This window comes from Streptomyces sp. HUAS MS02 (assembly GCF_055702265.1).
The window spans coordinates 7,835,372-7,854,874 of record NZ_CM146747.1 but is presented as its reverse complement, the minus strand read 5'-3'; the positions used below and the strand labels follow the sequence as shown (position 1 = coordinate 7,854,874).

The window sequence follows — 19,503 nt, the reverse complement described above, 5'->3', positions numbered from 1 at the left end:
TGGATGGGGCCATGAGCGCAGCCGACGAGATTCTCGACATCGTGGACGAGAACGACCAGGTCATCGGGCAGGCACCGCGGGGGGAGGTGTATGCGCGGGGGATGCGACATCGGGCCGTGTTCGTGCTGGCCAGGGATGCCGAGGGGCGGATCTTCGTGCACCGGCGGACGGCGACGAAGCTGGTCTACCCGTCGCTGTACGACATGTTCGTCGGCGGGGTCGTCGGGGCGGGCGAGTCCTACGACGACGCGGCGCTGCGCGAGGCCGAGGAGGAGCTGGGCGTCCCCGGACTGCCGCGCCCCGAGCCGCTGTTCAAGTTCCTGTACGACGACGGCGCGGGACACAGCTGGTGGTCGGCCGTGTACGAGGTCCGCTGCACGTCGCCGGTGAGCCCGCAGGTCGAGGAGGTGGCCTGGCACGGGTTCCTGACGGAGGCCGAGCTGGAGCGGCGGTTGGGCGAGTGGGAGTGGGTGCCGGACGGGACAGCCGCGTACGAGCGGCTCAAGGAGGACCGGGGCGCCTGACGCGCGAAGTCGACCGGTAGTGTCCGGCATGTGATCGAATTTGTACGGAACGTCCGGCTCTGGTTCGTCCCCGAGGACGTCCGGAAGGACGGCGGGACCCCGGACTACCGGTTCTCCCTGGCCAATGAGCGGACGTTCCTGGCCTGGCTGCGCACCGCACTCGCGCTCGTCGGCGGCGGCTTCGCCGTGGACCAGTTCCTGCCGGACCTGCGCTGGGGCTGGCGGGTCGGGCTCGCGCTCGCCCTGCTGGCGGCCGGGGTGCTGTGCGCGCTGCGGGCCGTCAACCACTGGGTGCGCTGCGAACAGGCGATGCGGCGCGGGGAGGACCTGCCGGTGTCGCGCTTCCCGGCGCTGCTCGGTGTCGTGGTCGCCGTGGTCGCCGTGGCGATGGTCGTCGTCGTGCTGCTCGGGTGGGAGGGGTGAGCCCGGCGCCCGCTCCCCCGGCCGCCCCCGACCGCGACCCCGGCCTCCAGCCCGAACGGACCCGGCTCGCCTGGCGCCGTACGACCCTCACGGGAGCCGTGGTCGCCGTCCTCGCGGCGAAGTCCGCGCTGCACGGCGGGCCGTCGACGGCGGGCGTGCTGGCCGCGGCCCTGTGCGCGGTGCTGTGGCTGGCCCTCCTGGCGCTCGCCCATCGACGTATCGCCGCCCTGGCCGCCGCCCGCCCCCCTGCCCTCGCGCCTCCGGCCGCCACGACGGCCGCGCTGTGCGTGATCGCCCTCGCCGCGTGCGGGGCGGCACTGGTGTTCTGAAGGGCAACTCTTGGTATGTGCATGGAGTTTCGGAAAGGAAGAATTGAGACTTCTGTGCCTAGCCTGGACAAGTCACCCCTCGTACCAGCGAAGGCGAGCACCATGACCACCCTTCACCAGGAACACCCCGTCCACGACCACGACCACGGTCCGACCTGCGGGCACACCGCCGTGACGCACGGTGACCACACCGACTACGCGCACGACGGGCATCTGCACCGCGCGCACTCCGGGCACTGGGACGAGTGCGAGCCGAGCGGGCACACCGCGCACGACGGGCACGCCCACGTGCACGGCGAGGACTGCGGGCACCAGGCGGTCACCCACGGGGACCATGTGGACTACGTGCACGACGGACACCGGCACGCGGCCCACGACGGGCACTGGGACGACCACTGACCCGCGTTCCCGGACCCCCGGATGCCACCGGATCGTGGCCGACTGGCAGGCTCTGACCACCAGTTGGCGACGATCCGGGGGATGAAGGGGGTCACCGTGACCGCGGAAGAGCCGTACACCGTCGAACTCGCGAGCGACGTGTACGCGTACGTGCAGCCGGACGGCGGTTGGTGTCTGAACAACTCGGGTTTCGTCAGTGACGGCACCTCCACCCTGCTCGTGGACACCGCGGCGACGGAGCGCCGGACCCGCGCGCTGGGCGCCGCGCTCGACGCGACCGGGGTCCCCAGGCCCCGCCTCCTGGTCAACACCCACCACCACGGCGACCACACCTACGGCAACGGCTTCTTCACGCCGGCCGCCACCCTCGTCTCGCACTCGGCCTGCCGCCGCGAGGCCCTCGCAAGCGGACAGCACCTCCACCTGCTCTGGCCGCGGACCGACTTCGGGGACGTGAGCATCCAGGGCGCGGACCTGACGTACGACGACCGGGTGACGCTGCATGTCGGGGACATCGAGGCACAGGTCATCCACCCGGGCGTACCGCACACCGTCGGCGACTCGGTGGTGTGGCTGCCGCACCGCCGGGTGCTCTTCGCGGGGGACCTGGTCTTCGAGGGCGGGACGCCGTTCTTCCTCATGGGGTCGCTGAGCGGTTCGCTGCGGGCGCTGGCGCTGCTGCGCGAGCTGGGCGCCGAGACCGTCGTCCCCGGGCACGGGCCGGTGACCGACCCGTCGGCGTTCGACCGGGCCGAGCGGTACACGCGGTTCGTGGCCGAGGTCGCCGAGAAGTCGCGCGCGGCCGGGCTCACCCCGCTGGAGGCGGCGCGGAGCACGGATCTCGGGGAGTACGCCGCGCTGCCGGAGAGCGAGCGGCTGGTGGCGAACCTGCGGCGGGCCTACGCCGAGCTGGACGGGGAGCCGGAGGGCGAGGGCGTCGACCCGTTCGCCGGGTTCATGGACATGGCGACCCTCAACGGCGGGGAGATGATGACCTGCCACGCGTGAGGGTCGCGCGGTTCGTTCCGGGATCCGGGCGTCTCCGGCCGGATCCCGTGGAGACACCGATCACTTTCGTGCCACCCACTGGACGACATACCGACCGGTCGGCATCATGAGACGGGTCCCGGTAGAACGCGTTCGCGTGTAGGAGCGATGATGCACCCAGACCACCCGCCAGGTCTCGACCCCGACCGGCTCCGCGCCCTGCTCGACGCCGAGCGGCCCGGACTCGTGAGCGGCCCGCTCACCGGCCGGCTCATCGAGGGCGGGCGGTCGAACCTGACGTACGAGGTCACGGACGGCACCGCGAAGTGGGTCGTACGGCGGCCGCCGCTGGGCCATGTGCTGGCGACCGCGCACGACATGAAGCGCGAGCACCGCGTGATCAGCGCACTGCACCCGACGGACGTGCCCGTGCCGCGTCCCGTCCTGCTCTGCGAGGACGAGAACGTGCTCGGCGCGCCCTTCTACGTCATGGACTTCGTCGAGGGCACCCCGTACCGCACCGCCGAGCAGCTGGCCCCGCTGGGGCCGGAGCGCACCCGGGCCGCCGTGCTGGGCCTGGTCGACACCCTGGTCGAACTGCACGCGGTGGACCCGGCCGGGGTGGGCCTCGCCGACTTCGGGCGCCCGGAGGGCTTCCTGGACCGACAGCTGCGGCGCTGGGGCAAGCAGCTGGACGCGTCCCGCAACCGCGAGCTGCCCGGCATCGACGAACTCCACGCGACACTGGGCCGCCGGCTCCCCCGCTCCCCCGCCGCGACGGTCATCCACGGCGACTACCGCCTCGACAACGTGCTGCTCGGCGACGACGACGCGATCAAGGCGATCCTCGACTGGGAGATGTCCACGCTCGGCGATCCCCTCACCGACCTGGGCCTGCTGGTGATGTACAGCGTGCCGCTGGCCACCCCCGACTCCCCCGTCTCGACGACCGCGGCGGCCGCCGGGCACCCGGATCCGAGCGAGATCGTCGAGCGGTACGCGGCGCGCTCGGGCCGCGATGTCTCCTCGGTGTCCTGGTACACGGCGTTCGCGTGGTTCAAGCTCGCCGTGATCCTGGAGGGCATCCACTACCGGTACACCCTCGGCCAGACGGTCGGCCGCGGCTTCGACCGCATCGGCGACCTGGTCCCCGTCTTCATCGAACACGGCCTGACGACTCTTCGTACCGGCTCCCAGGAGGGCTGATCCCCATGGATTTCGCATTCGACGCGCGTACGGAGGAGCTGCGCGCCAAGCTCCTCGCCTTCATGGACGAGTACGTGTACCCGGCGGAAGCCGTGGCCGAGGAGCAGCGGGCCGAGCTGGCCTCGCCGTGGGACACACCGGCCGTGGTGGAGGAGCTCAAGGCCGAGGCCCGCAGGCAGGGCCTGTGGAACCTCTTCCTGCCCGACTCCGAGTACGGCGCGGGGCTCACCAACCTCCAGTACGCGCCGCTCGCCGAGATCACCGGCCGGTCCCCGCAGCTGGCGCCGACCGCGCTGAACTGCGCCGCGCCCGACACCGGCAACATGGAGGTGCTCAGCCAGTTCGGTGACGAGGCCCAGCGCAAGCAGTGGCTGGAGCCGTTGCTCGCCGGTGAGATCCGGTCGGCGTTCGCGATGACCGAGCCCGAGGTGGCCTCCTCCGACGCCACCAACATCACCACGCTGATCGAGCGCGACGGCGACGACTACGTCGTCACCGGACGCAAGTGGTACATCTCCGGGGCCATGAACCCCGACTGCCAGATCTTCATCGTGATGGGCAAGACGGACCCGGACGGCGCCGACATCCGGCGTCAGCAGTCGATGATCCTGGTTCCGCGCGACACCCCGGGTGTCACCGTGCAGCGGGCGATGCGGGTCTTCGGGTACGAGGACCACTACCACGGCGGTCACGCCGAGGTGATCTTCGAGGGCGCGCGGGTGCCGGCGTCGAACCTGATCGGCGAGGAGGGCGGCGGGTTCGCCATCGCGCAGGCACGGCTGGGTCCGGGGCGCATCCACCACTGCATGCGGCTCATCGGGATGGCCGAGCGGGCGATCGAGCTGATGTGCCGGCGGGCGGTGGCCCGGGAGGCCTTCGGCAAGGCGCTGGCGCAGCAGGGCGTGGTGCACAACTGGATCGCCGACGCGCGGGTCGCCGTCGAGCAGCTGCGGCTGCTGGTGCTGAAGACGGCCTGGATGATGGACACGGTGGGCAACAAGGGGGCCCATACGGAGATCCAGGCGATCAAGATCGCCACGCCTCGGACGGTCGTGGACATCATCGACCGGGCGATCCAGCTGCACGGAGCGGGGGGTGTCAGCCAGGACTTCCCGCTGGCCGAGCTGTACGCGGGGGCGCGGACGCTGATGATCGCGGACGGGCCGGACGAGGTGCATCAGCGGTCGCTGGCCCGGCGGGAGCTGAAGCGGTACGTGTGAGGGCGGGGCGCCTTGTAGCTCGGGGGTGCGGGTTTCGTGGGCGGGTGCGGGTGAGTGGGGGCTGGTCGCGCAGTTCCCCGCGCCCCTGAAAAGCAGGGGCTGCGCCCCGTGCTTTTCAACCCGCAGCCCCGTCGCCTCTCAAGGCCGCCGGGCCCTGGTCTTTTAGGCCCGCAGGGCCTGGTCTTTTAGGGGCGCGGGGAACTGCGCGAGAAGCCCCACTCACCCGCACCCGCCCACGAGACAGGGCGGCCCCGAGCCATGAGGCGCCCTACGGGCGCAGTGCTCTCAGCAGGAGGTCCGCCAGGTGGTCCGCGACCTCCTGTGGGGTCATCGGGCCGTCGGGGCGGTACCACGTCGACAGGTGGTGGACCGAGCCGAAGTGGTAGTCGACGACCAGGTCCGCCGGGGTCGCCTTGGAGAAGACCCCGGTCTCCTGGCCCTCTTCCACGAGCGCCCGGAAGCGCTCGTGGTAGCGGCGGCGCTCCGCGCGGACCTGCTTGTTCTTCTCGGGGCTCAGGTGGTGCATCGAACGGAAGAAGATCATCGCGTCGTCGAGGTTGTCGATGGTGGTGACGACGACGTCCGCCGCGGCCCCCCGCAACCGCTCCTCCACCGGCGCGTCGGCCCCCGCGAACGCGTCCAGCCGCTCCTGCTGGATCCGCAGCACGCGCGCGTACACCTCGTGCAGCAGGTCGTCCTTGGAGCCGAAGTAGTGGTAGAGCGCGCCCTTGGTGACACCCGCGGCCTCGACGATCTCCTGCACGGAGGTGCGGTCGTACCCCCGCTCGGCGAAGAGCCGGGTGGCGGCGGCCAGCAGCCGCTGCGGGACGGGCGTACCGTCTCCGTCCGTCGTCCTGGGCACTGCCGCCACCTGCCTTCCGAGGTTCTGTCGTCGCCTACTGGTCGCCCGTCCGGCCTCGACCGGTTCCCGATCGGGCGGAATCGGGCGCTCCCGCCGGAGGATCATCCCACTCTCCGGCGCCCGTCCGCCGGGCAGGGCGGTCAGCCCGTGGTCTCCCACTTCTGCTGGATGTGGTTCATGTTCGTCAGCCAGCGGTCCGGGTCGGCCGCCCTGGCCTGGTAGTAGGCGGCCACCTCGGGGTGCGGCAGGATCAGGAAGCGGTCCTTCTCGATGCCCTCGAAGAGCGCGTCGGCCACGTCCTCGGGCTCGATCGCGGTCGGCGCGAGCACCAGGTCGCCCGCGCTGCCGGAGGCCGTCAGCATGTCGGTGCGCACCCCCTGCGGGCAGATCGCGTGCACCTTGACGCCCCGGTGGCGGTAGGTGAGGGACAGCCACTCGGCGAAGGCGTACGCCCCGTGCTTGGTGACGCTGTAGGGCGCGGCGCCGATCATCGTCAGCAGGCCCGCCGCCGAGACCGTGGACACGAAACGCCCGCTGCCGCGCTCCAGCCACGCCGGCAGCAGCTCGTGGGCCGCCCGGACGTGCGCCATCACGTTGACGTCCCAGGCGAGCGCCCACACCTTCTCGTCGGCGGCCTCGGTCCCCCCGGAGGCGAGCCCGGCGTTGGCGCAGTACACGTCCACGGTCCCGCCGAGCGCGTCACGCGCCGCCGGGACGATCGCCGAGGCGTCCCCGGGCACCGCGATCCCGCCGATCTCGTCGGCCACGGCCTTCGCCCGGTCCCCGTCCAGGTCGTTCACGACGACCCGGGCCCCCTCCGCCGCGAACCGCCGCGCCAGCGCGGCCCCGATCCCACCACCGGCTCCCGTGACGACCACACCAGCACCCTGCACGGCTCCCACGATCGGTCTCCTTCGACGCGACGTATCAAGAATCAGTCCACCAAGACGGTCAGACTAACCGGTCGGTATGTCGAGAGGAAGGGTGCCACCGACCCCCGCCCCGTCAGGGGCGCGGGGCTGTGACATTTGCGGCTCCGCCGCGTGGGCGCGACCAGCCCCACACGTCCCGCGGACGACAAACCAGCCGCGGAAGCGCTTAGCCTGCCCATAACACCGCTCAGCGATGACGGAGGTCACCCCCATGCACCTCTCCCGCCGCACCTTCCTCGCCGCCTCCACGGCCACGGCGGCCACCGCCAGCGCCTCCACCGCCGGCCTCACCACCGCACCCCCGGCCGAGGCAACCCGCCAACGGCTGCGCACCGGCTTCGAGCGTCTGGCCGGGGACGGCTACAAGATCCTCGGCGGCCAGAAGGTCGGCATCGTCACCAACCCGACCGGCGTCACCCGCGACGCCCGCCACATCGTCGACGTGATGCACGCCGACGACCGCGTGGACCTCAGGGCCGTCTTCGGCCCCGAGCACGGCTTTCGCGGCACCGCCCAGGCCGGCGGCTCCGAGGGCCGCCACGACGACCCGGCGACGGGACTGCCCGTGTACGACACGTACCAGAAGAGCGGCCGCCCCCTCGCGGACATCTTCACCGCCTCCGGCGTGGACACGGTCGTCTTCGACATCCAGGACGTGGGCGCCCGCTTCTACACGTACATCTGGACGCTGTACGACTGCATGGAGGCGGCCCAGCTGGCCGGGAAGCGTTTCGTCGTGCTGGACCGGCCGAACCCGGTGACCGGGCGCAGCGCCCAAGGGCCCGTGCTGCACAAGGAGTTCGCGACGTTCGTCGGGCGGCAGCCCATCGCGCAGGCGCACGGGATGACGGTGGCGGAGCTGGCCCGGCTGTTCAACGGCGAGTTCCTCACCGCGCCGGTACCGCTGGAGACCGTACTGATGTCGGGGTGGAAGCGGTCGCGGTTCCACGACGCGTCCGGGCTGCCGTGGGTGCCGCCGAGCCCGAACATGCCGACGCCGGACACCGCGCTCGTGTACTCCGGGACGTGTCTGTTCGAGGGGACGAACCTGTCCGAGGGACGGGGCACCACCCGGCCGTTCGAGCTGCTCGGCGCGGAGGGGATCGACCGACGGTGGGCGGCCGCCGCGAACGAACTCGGTCTGCCCGGCGCACACTTCAGGGAGGCGTACTTCGCGCCGACGTTCTCCAAGTTCCAGGGCAGGACCATCGGGGGTGTGCAGATCCATGTCCACGACCGGGCCGCGTACGACCCGGTGCGCACGGGGATCGGCCTTCTGGTGACCGCCAGGAAGGTGTGGAGCGGCTTCGCCTGGCGACCGGACAACTGGATCGACAAGCTGACCGGTTCGGCGCGGGTGCGGACGATGATCGACGCGGGCGCGGACACGGACGAGGTCGTGGCCGGCTGGCAGGAGGAACTGGCCGCGTTCCGCAGGGTGCGCAAGGAGTATCTGCTCTACCGCTAGCCGGACGTTCGGATCACGAGTCCGGCCGTACGTGACGTATGGCCATCTTTCGCCGTTGGCAGGACCATGCGCCTGAGCGCACCACCAACGGGGGCCGAAGGGGGCTCGTCATGGCGGTTCCGGAAATGAGCGTGACTCCCTACTGGGAACTGACCTTCGACGCGGACGGGGACGTGGACACCGGTCAGCGGGACCGGCTGCTCACCGGGGTCGGCGGGCGCGGGGTGGCGGATCTGGTCGTCTTCGCGCACGGCTGGAACAGTGACCGGTCCGGCGCGACCGGGCACTACAGCCGCTTCTTCGAGCCGTTCCCGGTGCTCGCGCCGACCGCGAGGCTGGGGTACGTCGGCGTGCTGTGGCCCTCTATGCGGTTCTCGGACGAGCCGATCCCGGACTTCAGGCCGGTGCCCGCCCTCGCGCCCGGTCGCCCGGCGCTCGACAAGAACACCCGGCACGCGCTGGCGGAGGTCTTCCCCGGGCGGGCCACCGTCGTCGAACAGCTCGCCCGGCTGCTGGAGCGACGGCCGGACGAGGGCGCCTCGTTGGAGGAGTTCGGACGGCTCGTACGCCTGCTGGTCGAGGTGGAGCCACGGGCGCCGCAGGACGCGTTCACGGCGGACACCGTCGCGGCGGGTGCGCCGGAGGGCACACCCGGGATGCTGTGCGGGGACACGGCGACGGTGTGCGCGGACTTCGCGGCCGCGCTGGCGGAGGTCGAGACCCCGGGTGTGCCGACCGGGGCCGCCGTCACCCCTCCCCAGGCGTGGGACGGCGCGCACGAACTCCTGCGTCAGGCCACCTACTTCGCGATGAAGCGGCGGGCCGGAACGGTCGGTGAGCGAGGGCTCGGGCGGCTGCTCGGACAGCTCGCGGAGACCTCGCCGGACGTGCGGGTGCACCTCGTCGGGCACAGTTTCGGCGCCCGTCTGGTGTCGTTCGCGCTGCGCGGGCTGCCGGAGGGTGTGCGGTCCGTGAAATCGGTGACGCTCCTTCAGGCGGCCTTCTCGCACTACGCGTTCGCGTCCCGGCTGCCGCACGACGAACGGGCGAGCGGGGTACTGAACGGGCAGCACAAGCGGATCGACGGCCCGTTGGTGTGCTGCCACTCCAGGCACGACTCGGCGCTCGGCACGATCTACCCGCTGGCCTCCCGGATGGCGGGCGACGCGCGCACGGTACTGGGCCTGAGCGTGAACAGCGTGCTGGGCAGGAAGTGGGGCGCCCTCGGCTACGGCGGGGTGCAGGCGGTCAAGGGGACGCGGTCGTTCGAGCTGGCCGACGCGCTCAAGGCACGGCTGCCGGCGACGGGGTGCGTGAACGTCGACGCCTCGGCCGTGGTGCGGCGCGGCGGCGCGCCGTCCGGGGCCCACAGCGACATCTGCCACCGTGAGCTGGCCCGGGTGGTGCTGGCGGCGGGCCGTGTCGCCTGATCCGGGCCCGCCGCCGTCACGCGTTCACCGGCTCTCACCGGCGTGCACACCGCCCCGCACCGGTGGCGCCGGTACGGGGCGTCGCTCACCGGTGTGAGGTGAACTCCACGACCTGCTGGTAGGTCGGCCGGTTCTGCCAGCTGATCTTGTTGTGCTTGATGCCGCCCAGGGTCCGCTGGATGATCGAGTCGGCGCACCACTGGTCGCCGGCCGAGCAGTTCGCGTCGCCGGGGTAGACCTGCGCGGCGGTCTTGCCGGCCGCCTCCTTGAGGGTGTTGATCAGGAGGGTGCGGCAGGCGCTGAGACTGCCGCCGCCGCAGTACGTGTTCGCCAGCGGGCCCCGCACCGTCTCGCCCAGCACCGCGCGGATGTCCTTGTCGACGTAGCTCCACCAGCCGTACTGGAAAGAACTGCCGGCGTGGGATCCGGTGGGGCCGTGCGCGGCGGACGGGGACTCGTCGATGGGCAGGTTGGCGGTGATGGCGCCGTACAGGTCGGTGCCGAGGCCGGGTTCGAACTCGGCCTTCACCAGCAGGGGCCACCAGGCGTCCAGGATGCGGATCGCCTCGGCGTGGGCGTAGGTCTTGGAACCGGCGGAGGTCTCCGTGCGTTTCGAGCCGGACGTCACCCAGGTCTGGAGCTTGGTGACCGCCGCCGCGGCGGCGGAGTCCGTGACCGTGCTGCTGTTGATGACCTTGAGCAGGTCGGGGACGACGTTTTCGGCCCGCAGGTCGGCGAGGCCCGCCTCGGCCATGGCCTTCGTCAGGGAGGCCCGGGTGACGCCACCCGCGGCGACCAGCCTCTTCACCCGGTCGTCGAGGAGGTTGCCCCGGTGGACGGAGCCGTTGCCCCAGGGGGCGGCGGTGTAGTCGGCGGCCTGCTTGTTGTTCCAGGAGATGTAGTAGTCCTGGTCGATGGAGTTGGGGTGCTCGGCGGGCGGGGTGTAGTCGGCGGTGTTGGTGGTCGGGTTCCAGCCCCGCCACTCGTACGCGGACCGGGCCCAGGCCGGGAACTCGGGGTCGACGCTCGTGGCGCGCACCGGGTTGTCACCGCTGTTGTAGTACGCGGTGTGGGTGGAGTCGGCGTAGAACCAGTTGAAGGTGTAGTTGATGTTCTGGACGGCCTTCTGGAAGCTCTCGGGACCCTTGACGTAGTCCGGGTCGTTCAGCATCTGGAAGCCGATGATCGACTCGGCCTCGTTCAGGTACGAGGAGCGCAGGGTGGTGTAGGCGACCTTCTTGCCGTCGACCGTGGCGCGGTGTGTCACGGGGCCGTACTTGGTGCGCCAGACCTGCATGCGGTACGAACCCGCCGGGGTGGAGTCGGCGGTGGTGGGCTTCCAGGCGTTGGTCTGCTCGACCTTCTCCATGGCCGTGCAGGTGCCGTGGTAGAGGTAGTGGACGTCGTCCTGGCACAGCTCGACCGCGTACGCGTCGATGATGTCCTGACCGGAGGTGGTGGCGCTCCAGGCGTAGTCCTGGCCCCGGCCCAGTTCGACGTACATGCTCAGGCCCGCGAAGGAGGCGCCGCGGGCGCTGATGCCCGGGCCCTGGATCTCCTGGAGCATGAGCAACTGCGGGGCGAAGTAACCGGTCTGCGGGCCGAAGACGGCGACGGGGTGTCCGCTCGCGGTGTGCTCGCCGCTGACGACGAGCGCGTTGGACATGCCGCGCCGGGCGGAGCTGAGGGCGCTGTCGGTGGCCTTGGCGGACAGGCTCGTGGAGGCCGACGTGGCCGCGCTGCCGGTGCGGTCGTACACGAGGGGTTCCTCGGCGACCGTGCCGTCGTCGGGGAGGGCCATGCCCTGCGGGTCCGCGGGTTTGGTGGCGTACGGGAAGCTGCCGTCGTGGACGGTGAGGGCCGCCTCGGGGTCGTTGCGCTCGCGGAAGGACTCCCAGACCTTGGTGCCCTCGGTGACGCCGTACTTCTCCTGGGCGGCCAGCAGGGAGAGGGCATTGTTGACCTCGCCGCCGCCCCCGGAGCCGAAGAGGGCGCCGATGACGGAGGCCAGGGCGACCAGGTCGGTGGGCTTGAACTTCTCTATGGTGCCGGCGTTGGTGATGGAGTCCTTGTGGCCGGTCAGGACGTACTCGCCGGGGAAGTAACGGCCGCTGTCGGAGGCGTCGATGTAGGCGTTGATGCCGGCGACGTAGGCGTTGACGTCGGCCAGGGCCAGTTGCCCGCGCTCGCCGTTGGCGGCCACGGCCTTGTCGATCTGGGCCTGCAGATCGGCCTCGGTGTAGGGGGCGTGGCGCCAGAACTCCTGCTCCAGGCCCTGGTTGGACGGGGCGCCGCCCGCGAACGGGGTCAGCTTGCCCCGGCCGACGTGGCGGAAGACGTCCATCAGCCACAGCCGGTCCTGGGCGGCGGCGTAGCCGGCGCCGAACTCGGTGCCGTAGCGGGTGGTGCCCGTGATGTGCGGTACACCGGTCTTCTTGTCGCGGACGATCGTGACGTCGGTGCGGCCGGCCGGCCTCAGGGTGGAGGCGACCTGGTCGGAGGCGACGCCGAAGGAGGCGTCGTTGAAGAAGGTGTTGATGGTGGAGTTGGTGAGGCCCGGGTAGCCGGTGGCCAGGTTGTTGTAGGGGCCGAGTTGGTTGCTCGCGTTCTCCGGCATGGAGCCGAACGCCTGGTTGAGGAGGATCTGGGCGAGGGTGGCGTTGCCGTTCTGGCCGGGCGGCAGGATGTCGGAGCACTGTCCGCCGCAGTGGTCGGTCGCGGCCGCCGCCGCCCGTACGGCGCCGGTGTCGGCGGCCGCCGCCGGGGAAGCCGGGGAAAGAGGCGACAAAAGACCGGCAACCAGTGCGCATAGGGAGGCGGCCTTGAGGAACTCCGGGAATCTGCGGGGAGTTCTCAGTCTGTCCGGTGCGTTGCGTGAGGTGCGTGGGGTGCGCCAGGGCATGGCAGCTCCTCCTGACAGGGGTGGGCGGGATGTTACCGCCGGTATCCCCGACTTTGAAGATGAACATGCGTCACGTTTTCCGGAACACCGCGGGCACACAGGTGACGGACAGCGTGAACAGGTACTCAGAAGTAGTCGTAAGCCCAAGAAGAAGCTCAACAAGAGCGCGAGAAGAAGTCAGAGACAGTCGGACGAAGACAGGAGCGGTCCGTGAACGACCCAGGAGACGACTTATGGAGGTCATCGGAAATCGGATGGAGCCGAATCGCGTGTCGATACGTCTATTCGACGACGTCCCGACGACGACGCCGAAGTGACCGAAGTTCAGGTGCAGGTGTGACGGAGGTGCAGGGCGATGGCCGGTTTCCGGAGTCTGGCAAGACAGGTGCGAGATCCCAGGTGCGATCTGGCACTGCGGCGGTATTCACTGCGCAAGTGCCTTGAGAGGTTCGCCCCCTACGGGCATCGGGCGACGTGGGACCACTTGTGCTCGCGGGCCGGCTTCGGCCCCGAGGACCGCAACCCCGACCCGGCGCGGCTCGTGGCCGCACTGGAGGAGTTGGAAGAGGCCCGCTCCGTCTGGCTCGACTACGAGGTGCAGTTCGCGCGGCGCCGCAAGAAGGAGAAGTACGACGGGCTGCGCAGGCCGGGCAGTGTCGACGACTGGCACCGGCTGACCTGGGGCGGTTTCGGTGTCGCGTGGTGCGACGACCCGAAGGTCCACCCCCGGGAACCACTGGCGGAGGTGCTGCGCCGGCTCATCGCCGCGCTGGAGCGCGAACCGGGCTCGACCTGCCCGGTGTGCGAGGGCGAGCGCCTCGTCTGGATGTACGACCTGGCCCATGAACCGTCCTCGGGCCCGGTCTGCACGGAGTGCGGAATCGTGGTGCCACGACCGGTACTCACTCCCGAGGCCCTGGCGGAGTCCAGGCGCGGGCGACTGCTGGTCTCGGCCTAGCGCGGCGGGGGTGCGCCGGGGATGCCGCACCCCCGTGCATGTGTGGTCGACGAGGTTCCGTTCCGGTACCGCGTGACGGCTACGGCTTCTTGACGTCCGTGTGGATGGCGAGCTTGAACTCGGCGAGGGTGATCGCCGTGGCCCGCCTGGTGTCCCCCGCCCCCCGCGCGGATATCTTCAGGCCCAGCGGCATGCCCTTGTGCACGAACATCTGCCACACGCAGGTCCGGTACTGGCCGCCCCGGGTGCGCACGCTGTCCGTCGTGCCCGTGGAGTCGTACTTCTTCTTGGTCAGGTTCAGGGGATCGCGCACGAAACGGGTGCGGTACTCCAGCGTCCTGGCGTCCGCCTCCCAGAACACCATCGCCGACAGCACGCCCCAGCCGTCATGGCTGGGCCAGATCAGTCCTGAGCGCGGGTCGGGGAACTTCGCGGCGGCGCCACCGCCGTTCGCCGGGTCGTGCATCTTCCAGGGGTCGTACGACTCCTCGGTAGCCTCGTACGGGAAGCGCACCAGATGGTAGCCGTCCGAGTCGTAGGTGATCCGCTGCGTCCCCGAGTGGGCCTTCTCCCACTTCAGCGAACAGATGACGACGCTCATCGGCGCTCCTCGCCCTGCTGTGCCCTTGCCGTGTCAATGCCCGGGGGACGCGCCGCGCCACCCCTCCGTGTCCATGACACCGTTGCCACGAAAGCGGTTGCACTCCGTGGCGTGCGCGCGGCACGGCACGGGTGGCGCCCGGCGCGTGCGGGGCGCGCTCTTACCAGGGCGAAATCCGCTCGCTCCACCCCTTTCCCGTGCGGACAGTTGGGGGCGATGAGACAGCCCTGAGTCCCAGGAACGAGGAGAGGCCGATGTCGACGCTGCGCGTCACCGCCGAAGTGCTGACGATCCACGAACACCCGAACGCCGACGCGCTCGAACTGGCCCAGGTGGGCCTGTACCGGGCCGTCGTGGCGAAGGGGGCGTACCGCACCGGTGACACCGCCGTGTACATCCCGGAGCAGTCCGTGCTCCCCGCGCCGCTGATCGAGGAACTGGGACTCACCGGCCGGCTGGCGGGAGGCAACTCGGACCGGGTGAAGGCGGTACGGCTGCGGGGCGAGCTGTCGCAGGGCATCGTCTGCCGCCCACGGGCCCTCGCGGACGTCGATCTGAGGGCCGCCGTCACCGACGGCACGGACTTCGCGGAGCGGCTCGGCATCGTCAAATGGGTGCCGTCGATCCCGCCCACGATGAGCGGCGAGGTCGAGTCGGCGCCGGATCTGCTGCCCTGGGTCGACATCGAGAACATCCAGCGCCACCCCGGCATCTTCACGCCCGGCGAACCGGTCGTCCTGACGGAGAAGCTGCACGGCACGGCCTGCCTGGTCACGTATCTGGCCGAGGACGGCCGGGTGCTGGTGTCCTCGAAGGGCTTCGGTTCGAAGTCCCTCGCCCTGAAGGAGGATCCGCGCAATCTGTACTGGCGCGCCGTCCAGGGCCACCGGGTGGGCGAGACCGCCGCCCGGCTCGCCGAGCGGCTCGGCGCGCGGCGGATCGGGATCTTCGGCGAGGTCTACGGCGCCGGGGTGCAGGACCTGACGTACGGCGCGGACGGCCGCCGCGACACCCTCGGGTACGCCGTGTTCGACGTCTGCGCGGACATCGACGGCCGGGTCCGCTGGCTGGACTCCGCGGAGCTGTCCGCGCTGCTCGACGGCGAACTGCCGCTGGTGCCACGGCTGTACGAGGGTCCGTACGCAGCGGACCTCGTCCTGGAGGTGGCCGAAGGACGGGAGACCGTCTCCGGGCGCGAACTGCACCTGCGCGAGGGGGTCGTGATCCGGCCGGTCACCGAGCGGTACAGCCCCGTGACCGGCGGGCGGGCCGTCGCCAAGGCGGTCAGCCCGGCGTACCTGACCCGTAAGGGCGGCACGGAGTACGAGTGACGCCCGGCGCGAACCCGGGAGCCGCCCTGTCAGCTCCCGGGTTCGCGCCGTTCGGTCGTGCGGCGCTCGACCAGGAGGCGGGAACCGCTCTGCCGCTCACCGAAGACGTCGTCGGGGTTGGAGAGCACACAGGTGTCCAGGGACAGACAGCCGCAGCCGATGCAGTCGGTGAGGTGGTCGCGCAGCCGGTTCAGCTGCTTGATCCGTTCGTCCAGTTCGGACCGCCAGGCCTCGGAGAGGTGGGCCCAGTCCTCGCGGTTCGGGGTGCGTTCCTCGGGCAGTTCGGCGAGTGCCTCGCGGATCGTGGCGAGCGGGATGCCGACGCGTTGCGCGGCCCGGACGAAGGCCACCCGGCGCAGGGTGTCCCGGCTGTAGCGGCGCTGGTTGCCCGAGGTGCGGCGGCTGCTGATCAGCCCCTTGGACTCGTAGAAGTGCAGCGCGGAGACGGCGGCACCGCTACGGGCCGACAGCTGGCCGACGGTCAACTCGTGGATCTTCTCAGGGATCTGGGGCACCCCTCCGAGCCTACCCATACCCGAAAGGGTCACGGTCCGTTGACAGGGATCGTGCGGCCGACCATGCTAAGCAGTCGCTTAGACATCGGGAGCAGGGAGGCCGAGACATGGCAGAGCCGAGGATCTTCACGTCCGCCGAGGAGCTGAAGGCGGCGGTGGGCGAGTCGCTGGGGTACAGCGACTGGCTGGAGGTCGACCAGAAGCGGATCGATCTCTTCGCCGAGGCCACCGGTGACCACCAGTGGATCCACGTGGACCCGGAGAAGGCGGCGGCCGGGCCCTTCGGGACGACCATCGCCCACGGCTATCTGACCCTGTCCCTGCTGCCGTTGCTCGTGCCGCAGATCCTCAAGGTCGACAACGTCAGGATGGGCGTCAACTACGGCACGAACAAGGTCCGCTTCCCGGCGCCGGTGCCGGTCGGTTCCCGGCTGCGCGCCACCGCGACCCTCCAGGACGTCACGGAGGCCGGCGGCGGCGTCCAGGTCACGGCCGCGGTCGTCGTGGAGCGCGAGGGCGGGGAGAAGCCGGTGTGCGTGGCGGAGTCCGTGTCGCGCTACTACTTCTGAGCGGGCGCCGGGGCGCTGCAGAGCCGGTGACGCGGCTTCGCCCAGCCCGTGATGTGGCGCGGCGGAGTCGAGAATCCGCCGCGCCACGGGTACTGCTGTGCGCACCGGTCGGGCATTGCCCGCCGGGGCGGACCACCGTCACCGGGCTCAGGGCGCCACGGCGCGTCCGGTCTGGGGCGAGATCCGCCCGGAGCACAGACCGCGGGCGGCCAGCGTCTGCGCGATGCGCGGGATCGCCGCACGCGTGTTCGCGGGCCCGTCGTGCATGAGGATGACCTGCCCGTTGGTGAGCCGGCCGACGGACTGCACGATCGCGTCCGCGCTGGCGTTGTTCCAGTCCTGCGAGTCGACGTTCCACAGGATCTCGGTCAGGCCGCGCCTGGCCGCGACGGACTTCACCGTCGCGTTGGTGTCCCCGTACGGCGGCCGGAACAACTGCGGAGTGCCGCCGCCCGCGTTCGCCACGGCCTGCTGGGTGCGGGCGAGCTCCGAGTCGATCTGCGCCGTGGAGAGCCGGGTCAGATACGGGTGCGTGTAGCTGTGGTTGGCCACCCACATCCCGGCGGAGACCTGGGCGCGAACCTGGGCGGGGTTGGCCGCCGCGTTCTGGCCCGTGTTGAACATGGTGGCCCGCAGCCCGTTCTGCCGCAGCGAGTTGAGCAGGGCCGAGGTGTTGCCGGTCGGGCCGTCGTCGAAGGTGAGTCCGACGTACCCGTTGCAGGCGACGGCCCCGGCGGCCCCCGCCGGTGCCGCGGCGCCGGCGGTGAGGGCGCCCACGGCGGCCATCACGACGGCGGCCGGGAGCGCCACCAGGGAATGTAGGGACCGGTGTCGGGAGGGCCGCGCCGACGGACGTGCCGACGGCTGGGCCGGGAACGGAGCGGTCATCGTCAACCGCCGACCGTGATGCTGGAGTTGCCGCTGCTCTGATAGCCCTCCGTCGCCATGATCATGTAGTAGCGGAAGTTGCCCAGTGGCATTCCGGCACGGCCCCAGGCGTCGAAGTGATTGCCGGTGGTGATGCTGCCACCGGTCCGCCTCTGCTGGCGGACGCTCCAGTACTGGTCGAAGGTGCGGGTGCCCTCGACGGAGGGGGCGTTGTAGCGCGTGGTCCGGTAGATGTCGTACGTGCCGCCGTCGCTGGTGACCGTGCCCTTGTACGCGCCCGTGGGCCGGTAGGTGCCCCAGTTGTCGACGATGTAGTACTCGACGAGCGGACTGGCCGTCCAGCCGTAGAGGGTCAGATAGGCGTTGCCGGACGGGCTGAAGGAGCCCGAGTAGGTCACCGTCCTGCGGGAGCCGTTGCTCCAGCCCTTGCCGGCGACGAAGTTGCCGGTGTTGCGCCAGGAGGTCCGGTAGGTGCCGCCGGAGGCCAGGGTCATGGAGACCGTGCCCGGGGCGTCGGTCCAGAAGGAGTAGTAGAAGCCGTTGTTGCTGCCGGTCTGATTGCTGGTGACCACCGTGTCCGCGCGGGCCGTGCCGGGCAGGGCCAGCGTGGTCGCCGCGGCCATCGCGGTCGCGCAGACACCGCTCATGAAGAGCCTGCGGCTCGGGGGCGGGGTGGGAGTGGGTGCGGGTGCGTCGTCCATACGCTCGCGTCCTCCTCGGGCTCGTGGATTGCCCTGTCACCCCGGGAGTGTTGGCCTGCCCCTGCCAACTGTCAATACATTCGGCACCGACCCCGAAACATTCGCGCTCCACACCAGCGACAATCCGCCAAAAGGTCAGTGGACGGCACAAGAGCAACGGCCCCGGCCTTCGAATGTTTCGAAGGCGGGGCCGATCGCGGGAGTCACTTCTTCGCGCCCACCATGCGCAGGACGAGGTCGGCGTAGAGCGCGCCGACCTCGTCGGGGGTGCGGGGGCCGTTGACGTTGAACCAGCGCGCCACGTCGATGCAGAGGGAGAGGATGGCGACGGTCGTCCCGCGGACGTCGGGGACGTCGAAGTCGCCCGAGGCGACGCCGTCCTCGATGATGCCGCGCACGGCCGCGTCGTTCTCGCGGCGCAGGGCGACGATCTCGGCGCGGGCCTCGGGGCCGAGGGCGTCGAGTTCGTACTGCACGACGCGGGCGACGGTGTGCTGCCCCGCGTGCCAGCGGACGAAGGAGCGCACGGCCTCGGCGAGCCGGTCGGCCGGGCCGCCCTCGGAGCGGGCCGCCGTCCGCAGGACGTCGAGGGCCTTCTCGTGACCGATGCGGCTGATCCGGTGGAGCAGCTCTTCCTTGGTCTTGTAGTGGATGTACAGCGCGGCGGGGCTCATCCCCGCGCGGCCCGCGATGTCCCGGGTCGTCGTCGCGTGGTAGCCACGCTCGGCGAAGGCCTCCACGGCGGCCATCAGCAGCCGCCGGGCCGCCTCCGGACTGACCTCGCCCCACGGCTGCGGCTCGCCGCCCGCCGTTTCCTCCGCCGTACTCATCGCTCGCTCGTCCCTTCGATGGCTGGGCACCACCATACCGCCGAAGGTGAGCGGGCGCTTAGAAGGCCCGCTCAGGGCTGTGCCCCTCGGTGGCGGGGGTCGCGCGCCGGGGGTCGCGCCCGGCCTCAGAGCTTCTCGAAGGGGTCGTGCTCGGCGAGGAGCTTCTCCAGCCGGGCCTGGTCGACCCGGCTGACGATCCGCCCGGCCTCCTGGCGGTCACGGATCACCTTGGCCAGGGTGAAGGACGAGGTCACCAGGTAGAGGACCGCGATGGCCAGGAAGGCCCGGACCCAGGTGTCGGCGTCGAGGTTGTAGATGCCGACGGTCGTGGCCGCCATGGCGACGGCGAACGAGGCGACGGCCTGGCCGTAGAAGGCCGCCGTGTTCTGCTGCTTGACCGGTGTCTCACTCATGGGGACATGGTTCGA

At 70.9% G+C, this 19,503-nt stretch carries 21 protein-coding genes; 12 read left to right on the top strand and 9 right to left on the bottom strand.

The annotated features are described in order from the left end of the window. The first annotated feature begins 11 nt into the window (after positions 1-11). From ACZ9QC_RS33870 to ACZ9QC_RS33840, 7 genes are all read left to right on the top strand, one after another. Positions 12-524, top strand: coding sequence for an NUDIX hydrolase (locus ACZ9QC_RS33870; protein ID WP_472916578.1), 513 nt, complete (start codon positions 12-14; stop codon positions 522-524). A gap of 30 nt (positions 525-554) precedes the next feature. After that, positions 555-947 carry a YidH family protein gene (locus tag ACZ9QC_RS33865; protein ID WP_472916577.1) on the top strand — a complete coding sequence of 131 codons (393 nt, stop codon included), beginning with the start codon at positions 555-557 and terminating at the stop codon, positions 945-947. After that, the gene (locus tag ACZ9QC_RS33860) at positions 944-1,276 is read left to right on the top strand and encodes a DUF202 domain-containing protein (RefSeq protein WP_472916576.1); all 333 of its coding nucleotides are present in this window, start codon (positions 944-946) and stop codon (positions 1,274-1,276) included. The genes ACZ9QC_RS33865 and ACZ9QC_RS33860 overlap by 4 nt, the downstream gene beginning before the upstream one ends. Before the next feature lie 102 nt (positions 1,277-1,378). Beyond that, positions 1,379-1,675 carry a hypothetical protein gene (locus tag ACZ9QC_RS33855; protein WP_472916575.1) on the top strand — a complete coding sequence of 99 codons (297 nt, stop codon included), beginning with the start codon at positions 1,379-1,381 and terminating at the stop codon, positions 1,673-1,675. Positions 1,676-1,771: 96 nt separating this feature from the next. After that, the gene (locus ACZ9QC_RS33850) at positions 1,772-2,683 is read left to right on the top strand and encodes an MBL fold metallo-hydrolase (RefSeq protein ID WP_472916574.1); all 912 of its coding nucleotides are present in this window, start codon (positions 1,772-1,774) and stop codon (positions 2,681-2,683) included. 150 nt (positions 2,684-2,833) lie between these two features. Next, positions 2,834-3,868 carry a phosphotransferase family protein gene (locus ACZ9QC_RS33845; protein WP_472921892.1) on the top strand — a complete coding sequence of 345 codons (1,035 nt, stop codon included), beginning with the start codon at positions 2,834-2,836 and terminating at the stop codon, positions 3,866-3,868. Positions 3,869-3,873: 5 nt separating this feature from the next. Beyond that, on the top strand, positions 3,874-5,088 hold the full coding sequence (locus ACZ9QC_RS33840) for an acyl-CoA dehydrogenase family protein (RefSeq protein WP_472916573.1): 1,215 nt from the start codon (positions 3,874-3,876) through the stop codon (positions 5,086-5,088). 268 nt (positions 5,089-5,356) lie between these two features. Here ACZ9QC_RS33840 and ACZ9QC_RS33835 read toward each other — a convergent pair whose 3' ends face one another. Both ACZ9QC_RS33835 and ACZ9QC_RS33830 read right to left on the bottom strand, forming a co-directional pair. Continuing rightward, entirely contained in the window at positions 5,357-5,950 is a 594-nt protein-coding gene (locus ACZ9QC_RS33835; protein WP_184896035.1) for a TetR/AcrR family transcriptional regulator, read from the bottom strand. 140 nt (positions 5,951-6,090) lie between these two features. Beyond that, on the bottom strand, positions 6,091-6,855 hold the full coding sequence (locus ACZ9QC_RS33830) for an SDR family oxidoreductase (protein ID WP_472921891.1): 765 nt from the start codon (positions 6,853-6,855) through the stop codon (positions 6,091-6,093). Positions 6,856-7,093: 238 nt separating this feature from the next. Between ACZ9QC_RS33830 and ACZ9QC_RS33825 the strand changes: the two genes are divergently transcribed. Together ACZ9QC_RS33825 and ACZ9QC_RS33820 are read left to right on the top strand one after the other, a co-directional pair. Next, a complete protein-coding gene (locus ACZ9QC_RS33825) occupies positions 7,094-8,350 on the top strand; it encodes an exo-beta-N-acetylmuramidase NamZ family protein (RefSeq protein WP_472921890.1) in 1,257 nt (418 codons plus the stop codon). 110 nt (positions 8,351-8,460) lie between these two features. Next, the gene (locus ACZ9QC_RS33820) at positions 8,461-9,780 is read left to right on the top strand and encodes an alpha/beta hydrolase family protein (protein WP_472916572.1); all 1,320 of its coding nucleotides are present in this window, start codon (positions 8,461-8,463) and stop codon (positions 9,778-9,780) included. Between the two features lie 85 nt (positions 9,781-9,865). Here ACZ9QC_RS33820 and ACZ9QC_RS33815 read toward each other — a convergent pair whose 3' ends face one another. Continuing rightward, positions 9,866-12,682 (bottom strand): penicillin acylase family protein, encoded by a 2,817-nt coding sequence (locus tag ACZ9QC_RS33815; protein WP_472916571.1) that lies wholly within the window; start codon positions 12,680-12,682, stop codon positions 9,866-9,868. Positions 12,683-13,037: 355 nt separating this feature from the next. Here ACZ9QC_RS33815 and ACZ9QC_RS33810 point away from each other — a divergent pair, with 355 nt between their 5' ends. After that, on the top strand, positions 13,038-13,640 hold the full coding sequence (locus ACZ9QC_RS33810) for a hypothetical protein (RefSeq protein WP_045557032.1): 603 nt from the start codon (positions 13,038-13,040) through the stop codon (positions 13,638-13,640). 79 nt (positions 13,641-13,719) lie between these two features. Here the strand turns inward: ACZ9QC_RS33810 and ACZ9QC_RS33805 are convergent, their stop codons facing one another. Further along, entirely contained in the window at positions 13,720-14,241 is a 522-nt protein-coding gene (locus ACZ9QC_RS33805; protein ID WP_472916570.1) for a hypothetical protein, read from the bottom strand. A 254-nt stretch (positions 14,242-14,495) separates the two neighbouring features. On the opposite strand from ACZ9QC_RS33805, the gene ACZ9QC_RS33800 reads away from it, so the two are divergent. Beyond that, a complete protein-coding gene (locus tag ACZ9QC_RS33800; protein ID WP_472916569.1) occupies positions 14,496-15,572 on the top strand; it encodes an RNA ligase (ATP) in 1,077 nt (358 codons plus the stop codon). Between the two features lie 29 nt (positions 15,573-15,601). On the opposite strand, the gene soxR is transcribed toward ACZ9QC_RS33800, so the two are convergent. Next, entirely contained in the window at positions 15,602-16,087 is a 486-nt protein-coding gene (soxR, locus tag ACZ9QC_RS33795; RefSeq protein ID WP_472916568.1) for a redox-sensitive transcriptional activator SoxR, read from the bottom strand. Positions 16,088-16,194: 107 nt separating this feature from the next. Here soxR and ACZ9QC_RS33790 point away from each other — a divergent pair, with 107 nt between their 5' ends. Next, complete coding sequence (locus ACZ9QC_RS33790; RefSeq protein ID WP_472916567.1) at positions 16,195-16,656, top strand: MaoC family dehydratase; 462 nt, start codon at positions 16,195-16,197, stop codon at positions 16,654-16,656. A gap of 147 nt (positions 16,657-16,803) precedes the next feature. Here the strand turns inward: ACZ9QC_RS33790 and ACZ9QC_RS33785 are convergent, their stop codons facing one another. From ACZ9QC_RS33785 to ACZ9QC_RS33770, 4 genes are all read right to left on the bottom strand, one after another. Next, a complete protein-coding gene (locus ACZ9QC_RS33785) occupies positions 16,804-17,442 on the bottom strand; it encodes a polysaccharide deacetylase family protein (protein WP_472921889.1) in 639 nt (212 codons plus the stop codon). A 104-nt stretch (positions 17,443-17,546) separates the two neighbouring features. Beyond that, positions 17,547-18,245 carry a glycoside hydrolase family 11 protein gene (locus tag ACZ9QC_RS33780; protein WP_472916566.1) on the bottom strand — a complete coding sequence of 233 codons (699 nt, stop codon included), beginning with the start codon at positions 18,243-18,245 and terminating at the stop codon, positions 17,547-17,549. A gap of 203 nt (positions 18,246-18,448) precedes the next feature. Further along, on the bottom strand, positions 18,449-19,075 hold the full coding sequence (locus tag ACZ9QC_RS33775; RefSeq protein WP_472916565.1) for a TetR/AcrR family transcriptional regulator: 627 nt from the start codon (positions 19,073-19,075) through the stop codon (positions 18,449-18,451). Positions 19,076-19,200: 125 nt separating this feature from the next. Then, on the bottom strand, positions 19,201-19,488 hold the full coding sequence (locus ACZ9QC_RS33770) for a YiaA/YiaB family inner membrane protein (RefSeq protein WP_033531601.1): 288 nt from the start codon (positions 19,486-19,488) through the stop codon (positions 19,201-19,203). Positions 19,489-19,503: the final 15 nt, after the last annotated feature.

What these genes read in the sequence shown, in the direction of transcription:
- ACZ9QC_RS33870 (WP_472916578.1), top strand. Translation starts at nt 12, where the DNA reads ATGAGCGCAGCCGACGAGATTCTCGACATCGTGGACGAGAACGACCAG.
- ACZ9QC_RS33855 (WP_472916575.1), top strand. Translation starts at nt 1,379, where the DNA reads ATGACCACCCTTCACCAGGAACACCCCGTCCACGACCACGACCACGGT.
- ACZ9QC_RS33845 (WP_472921892.1), top strand. Translation starts at nt 2,834, where the DNA reads ATGCACCCAGACCACCCGCCAGGTCTCGACCCCGACCGGCTCCGCGCC.
- ACZ9QC_RS33840 (WP_472916573.1), top strand. Translation starts at nt 3,874, where the DNA reads ATGGATTTCGCATTCGACGCGCGTACGGAGGAGCTGCGCGCCAAGCTC.
- ACZ9QC_RS33825 (WP_472921890.1), top strand. Translation starts at nt 7,094, where the DNA reads ATGCACCTCTCCCGCCGCACCTTCCTCGCCGCCTCCACGGCCACGGCG.
- ACZ9QC_RS33820 (WP_472916572.1), top strand. Translation starts at nt 8,461, where the DNA reads ATGGCGGTTCCGGAAATGAGCGTGACTCCCTACTGGGAACTGACCTTC.
- ACZ9QC_RS33815 (WP_472916571.1), bottom strand. Translation starts at nt 12,682, where the DNA reads ATGCCCTGGCGCACCCCACGCACCTCACGCAACGCACCGGACAGACTG.
- ACZ9QC_RS33810 (WP_045557032.1), top strand. Translation starts at nt 13,038, where the DNA reads ATGGCCGGTTTCCGGAGTCTGGCAAGACAGGTGCGAGATCCCAGGTGC.
- ACZ9QC_RS33805 (WP_472916570.1), bottom strand. Translation starts at nt 14,241, where the DNA reads ATGAGCGTCGTCATCTGTTCGCTGAAGTGGGAGAAGGCCCACTCGGGG.
- ACZ9QC_RS33800 (WP_472916569.1), top strand. Translation starts at nt 14,496, where the DNA reads ATGTCGACGCTGCGCGTCACCGCCGAAGTGCTGACGATCCACGAACAC.
- ACZ9QC_RS33790 (WP_472916567.1), top strand. Translation starts at nt 16,195, where the DNA reads ATGGCAGAGCCGAGGATCTTCACGTCCGCCGAGGAGCTGAAGGCGGCG.
- ACZ9QC_RS33785 (WP_472921889.1), bottom strand. Translation starts at nt 17,442, where the DNA reads ATGGCCGCCGTGGGCGCCCTCACCGCCGGCGCCGCGGCACCGGCGGGG.
- ACZ9QC_RS33780 (WP_472916566.1), bottom strand. Translation starts at nt 18,245, where the DNA reads ATGGACGACGCACCCGCACCCACTCCCACCCCGCCCCCGAGCCGCAGG.
- ACZ9QC_RS33775 (WP_472916565.1), bottom strand. Translation starts at nt 19,075, where the DNA reads ATGAGTACGGCGGAGGAAACGGCGGGCGGCGAGCCGCAGCCGTGGGGC.
- ACZ9QC_RS33770 (WP_033531601.1), bottom strand. Translation starts at nt 19,488, where the DNA reads ATGAGTGAGACACCGGTCAAGCAGCAGAACACGGCGGCCTTCTACGGC.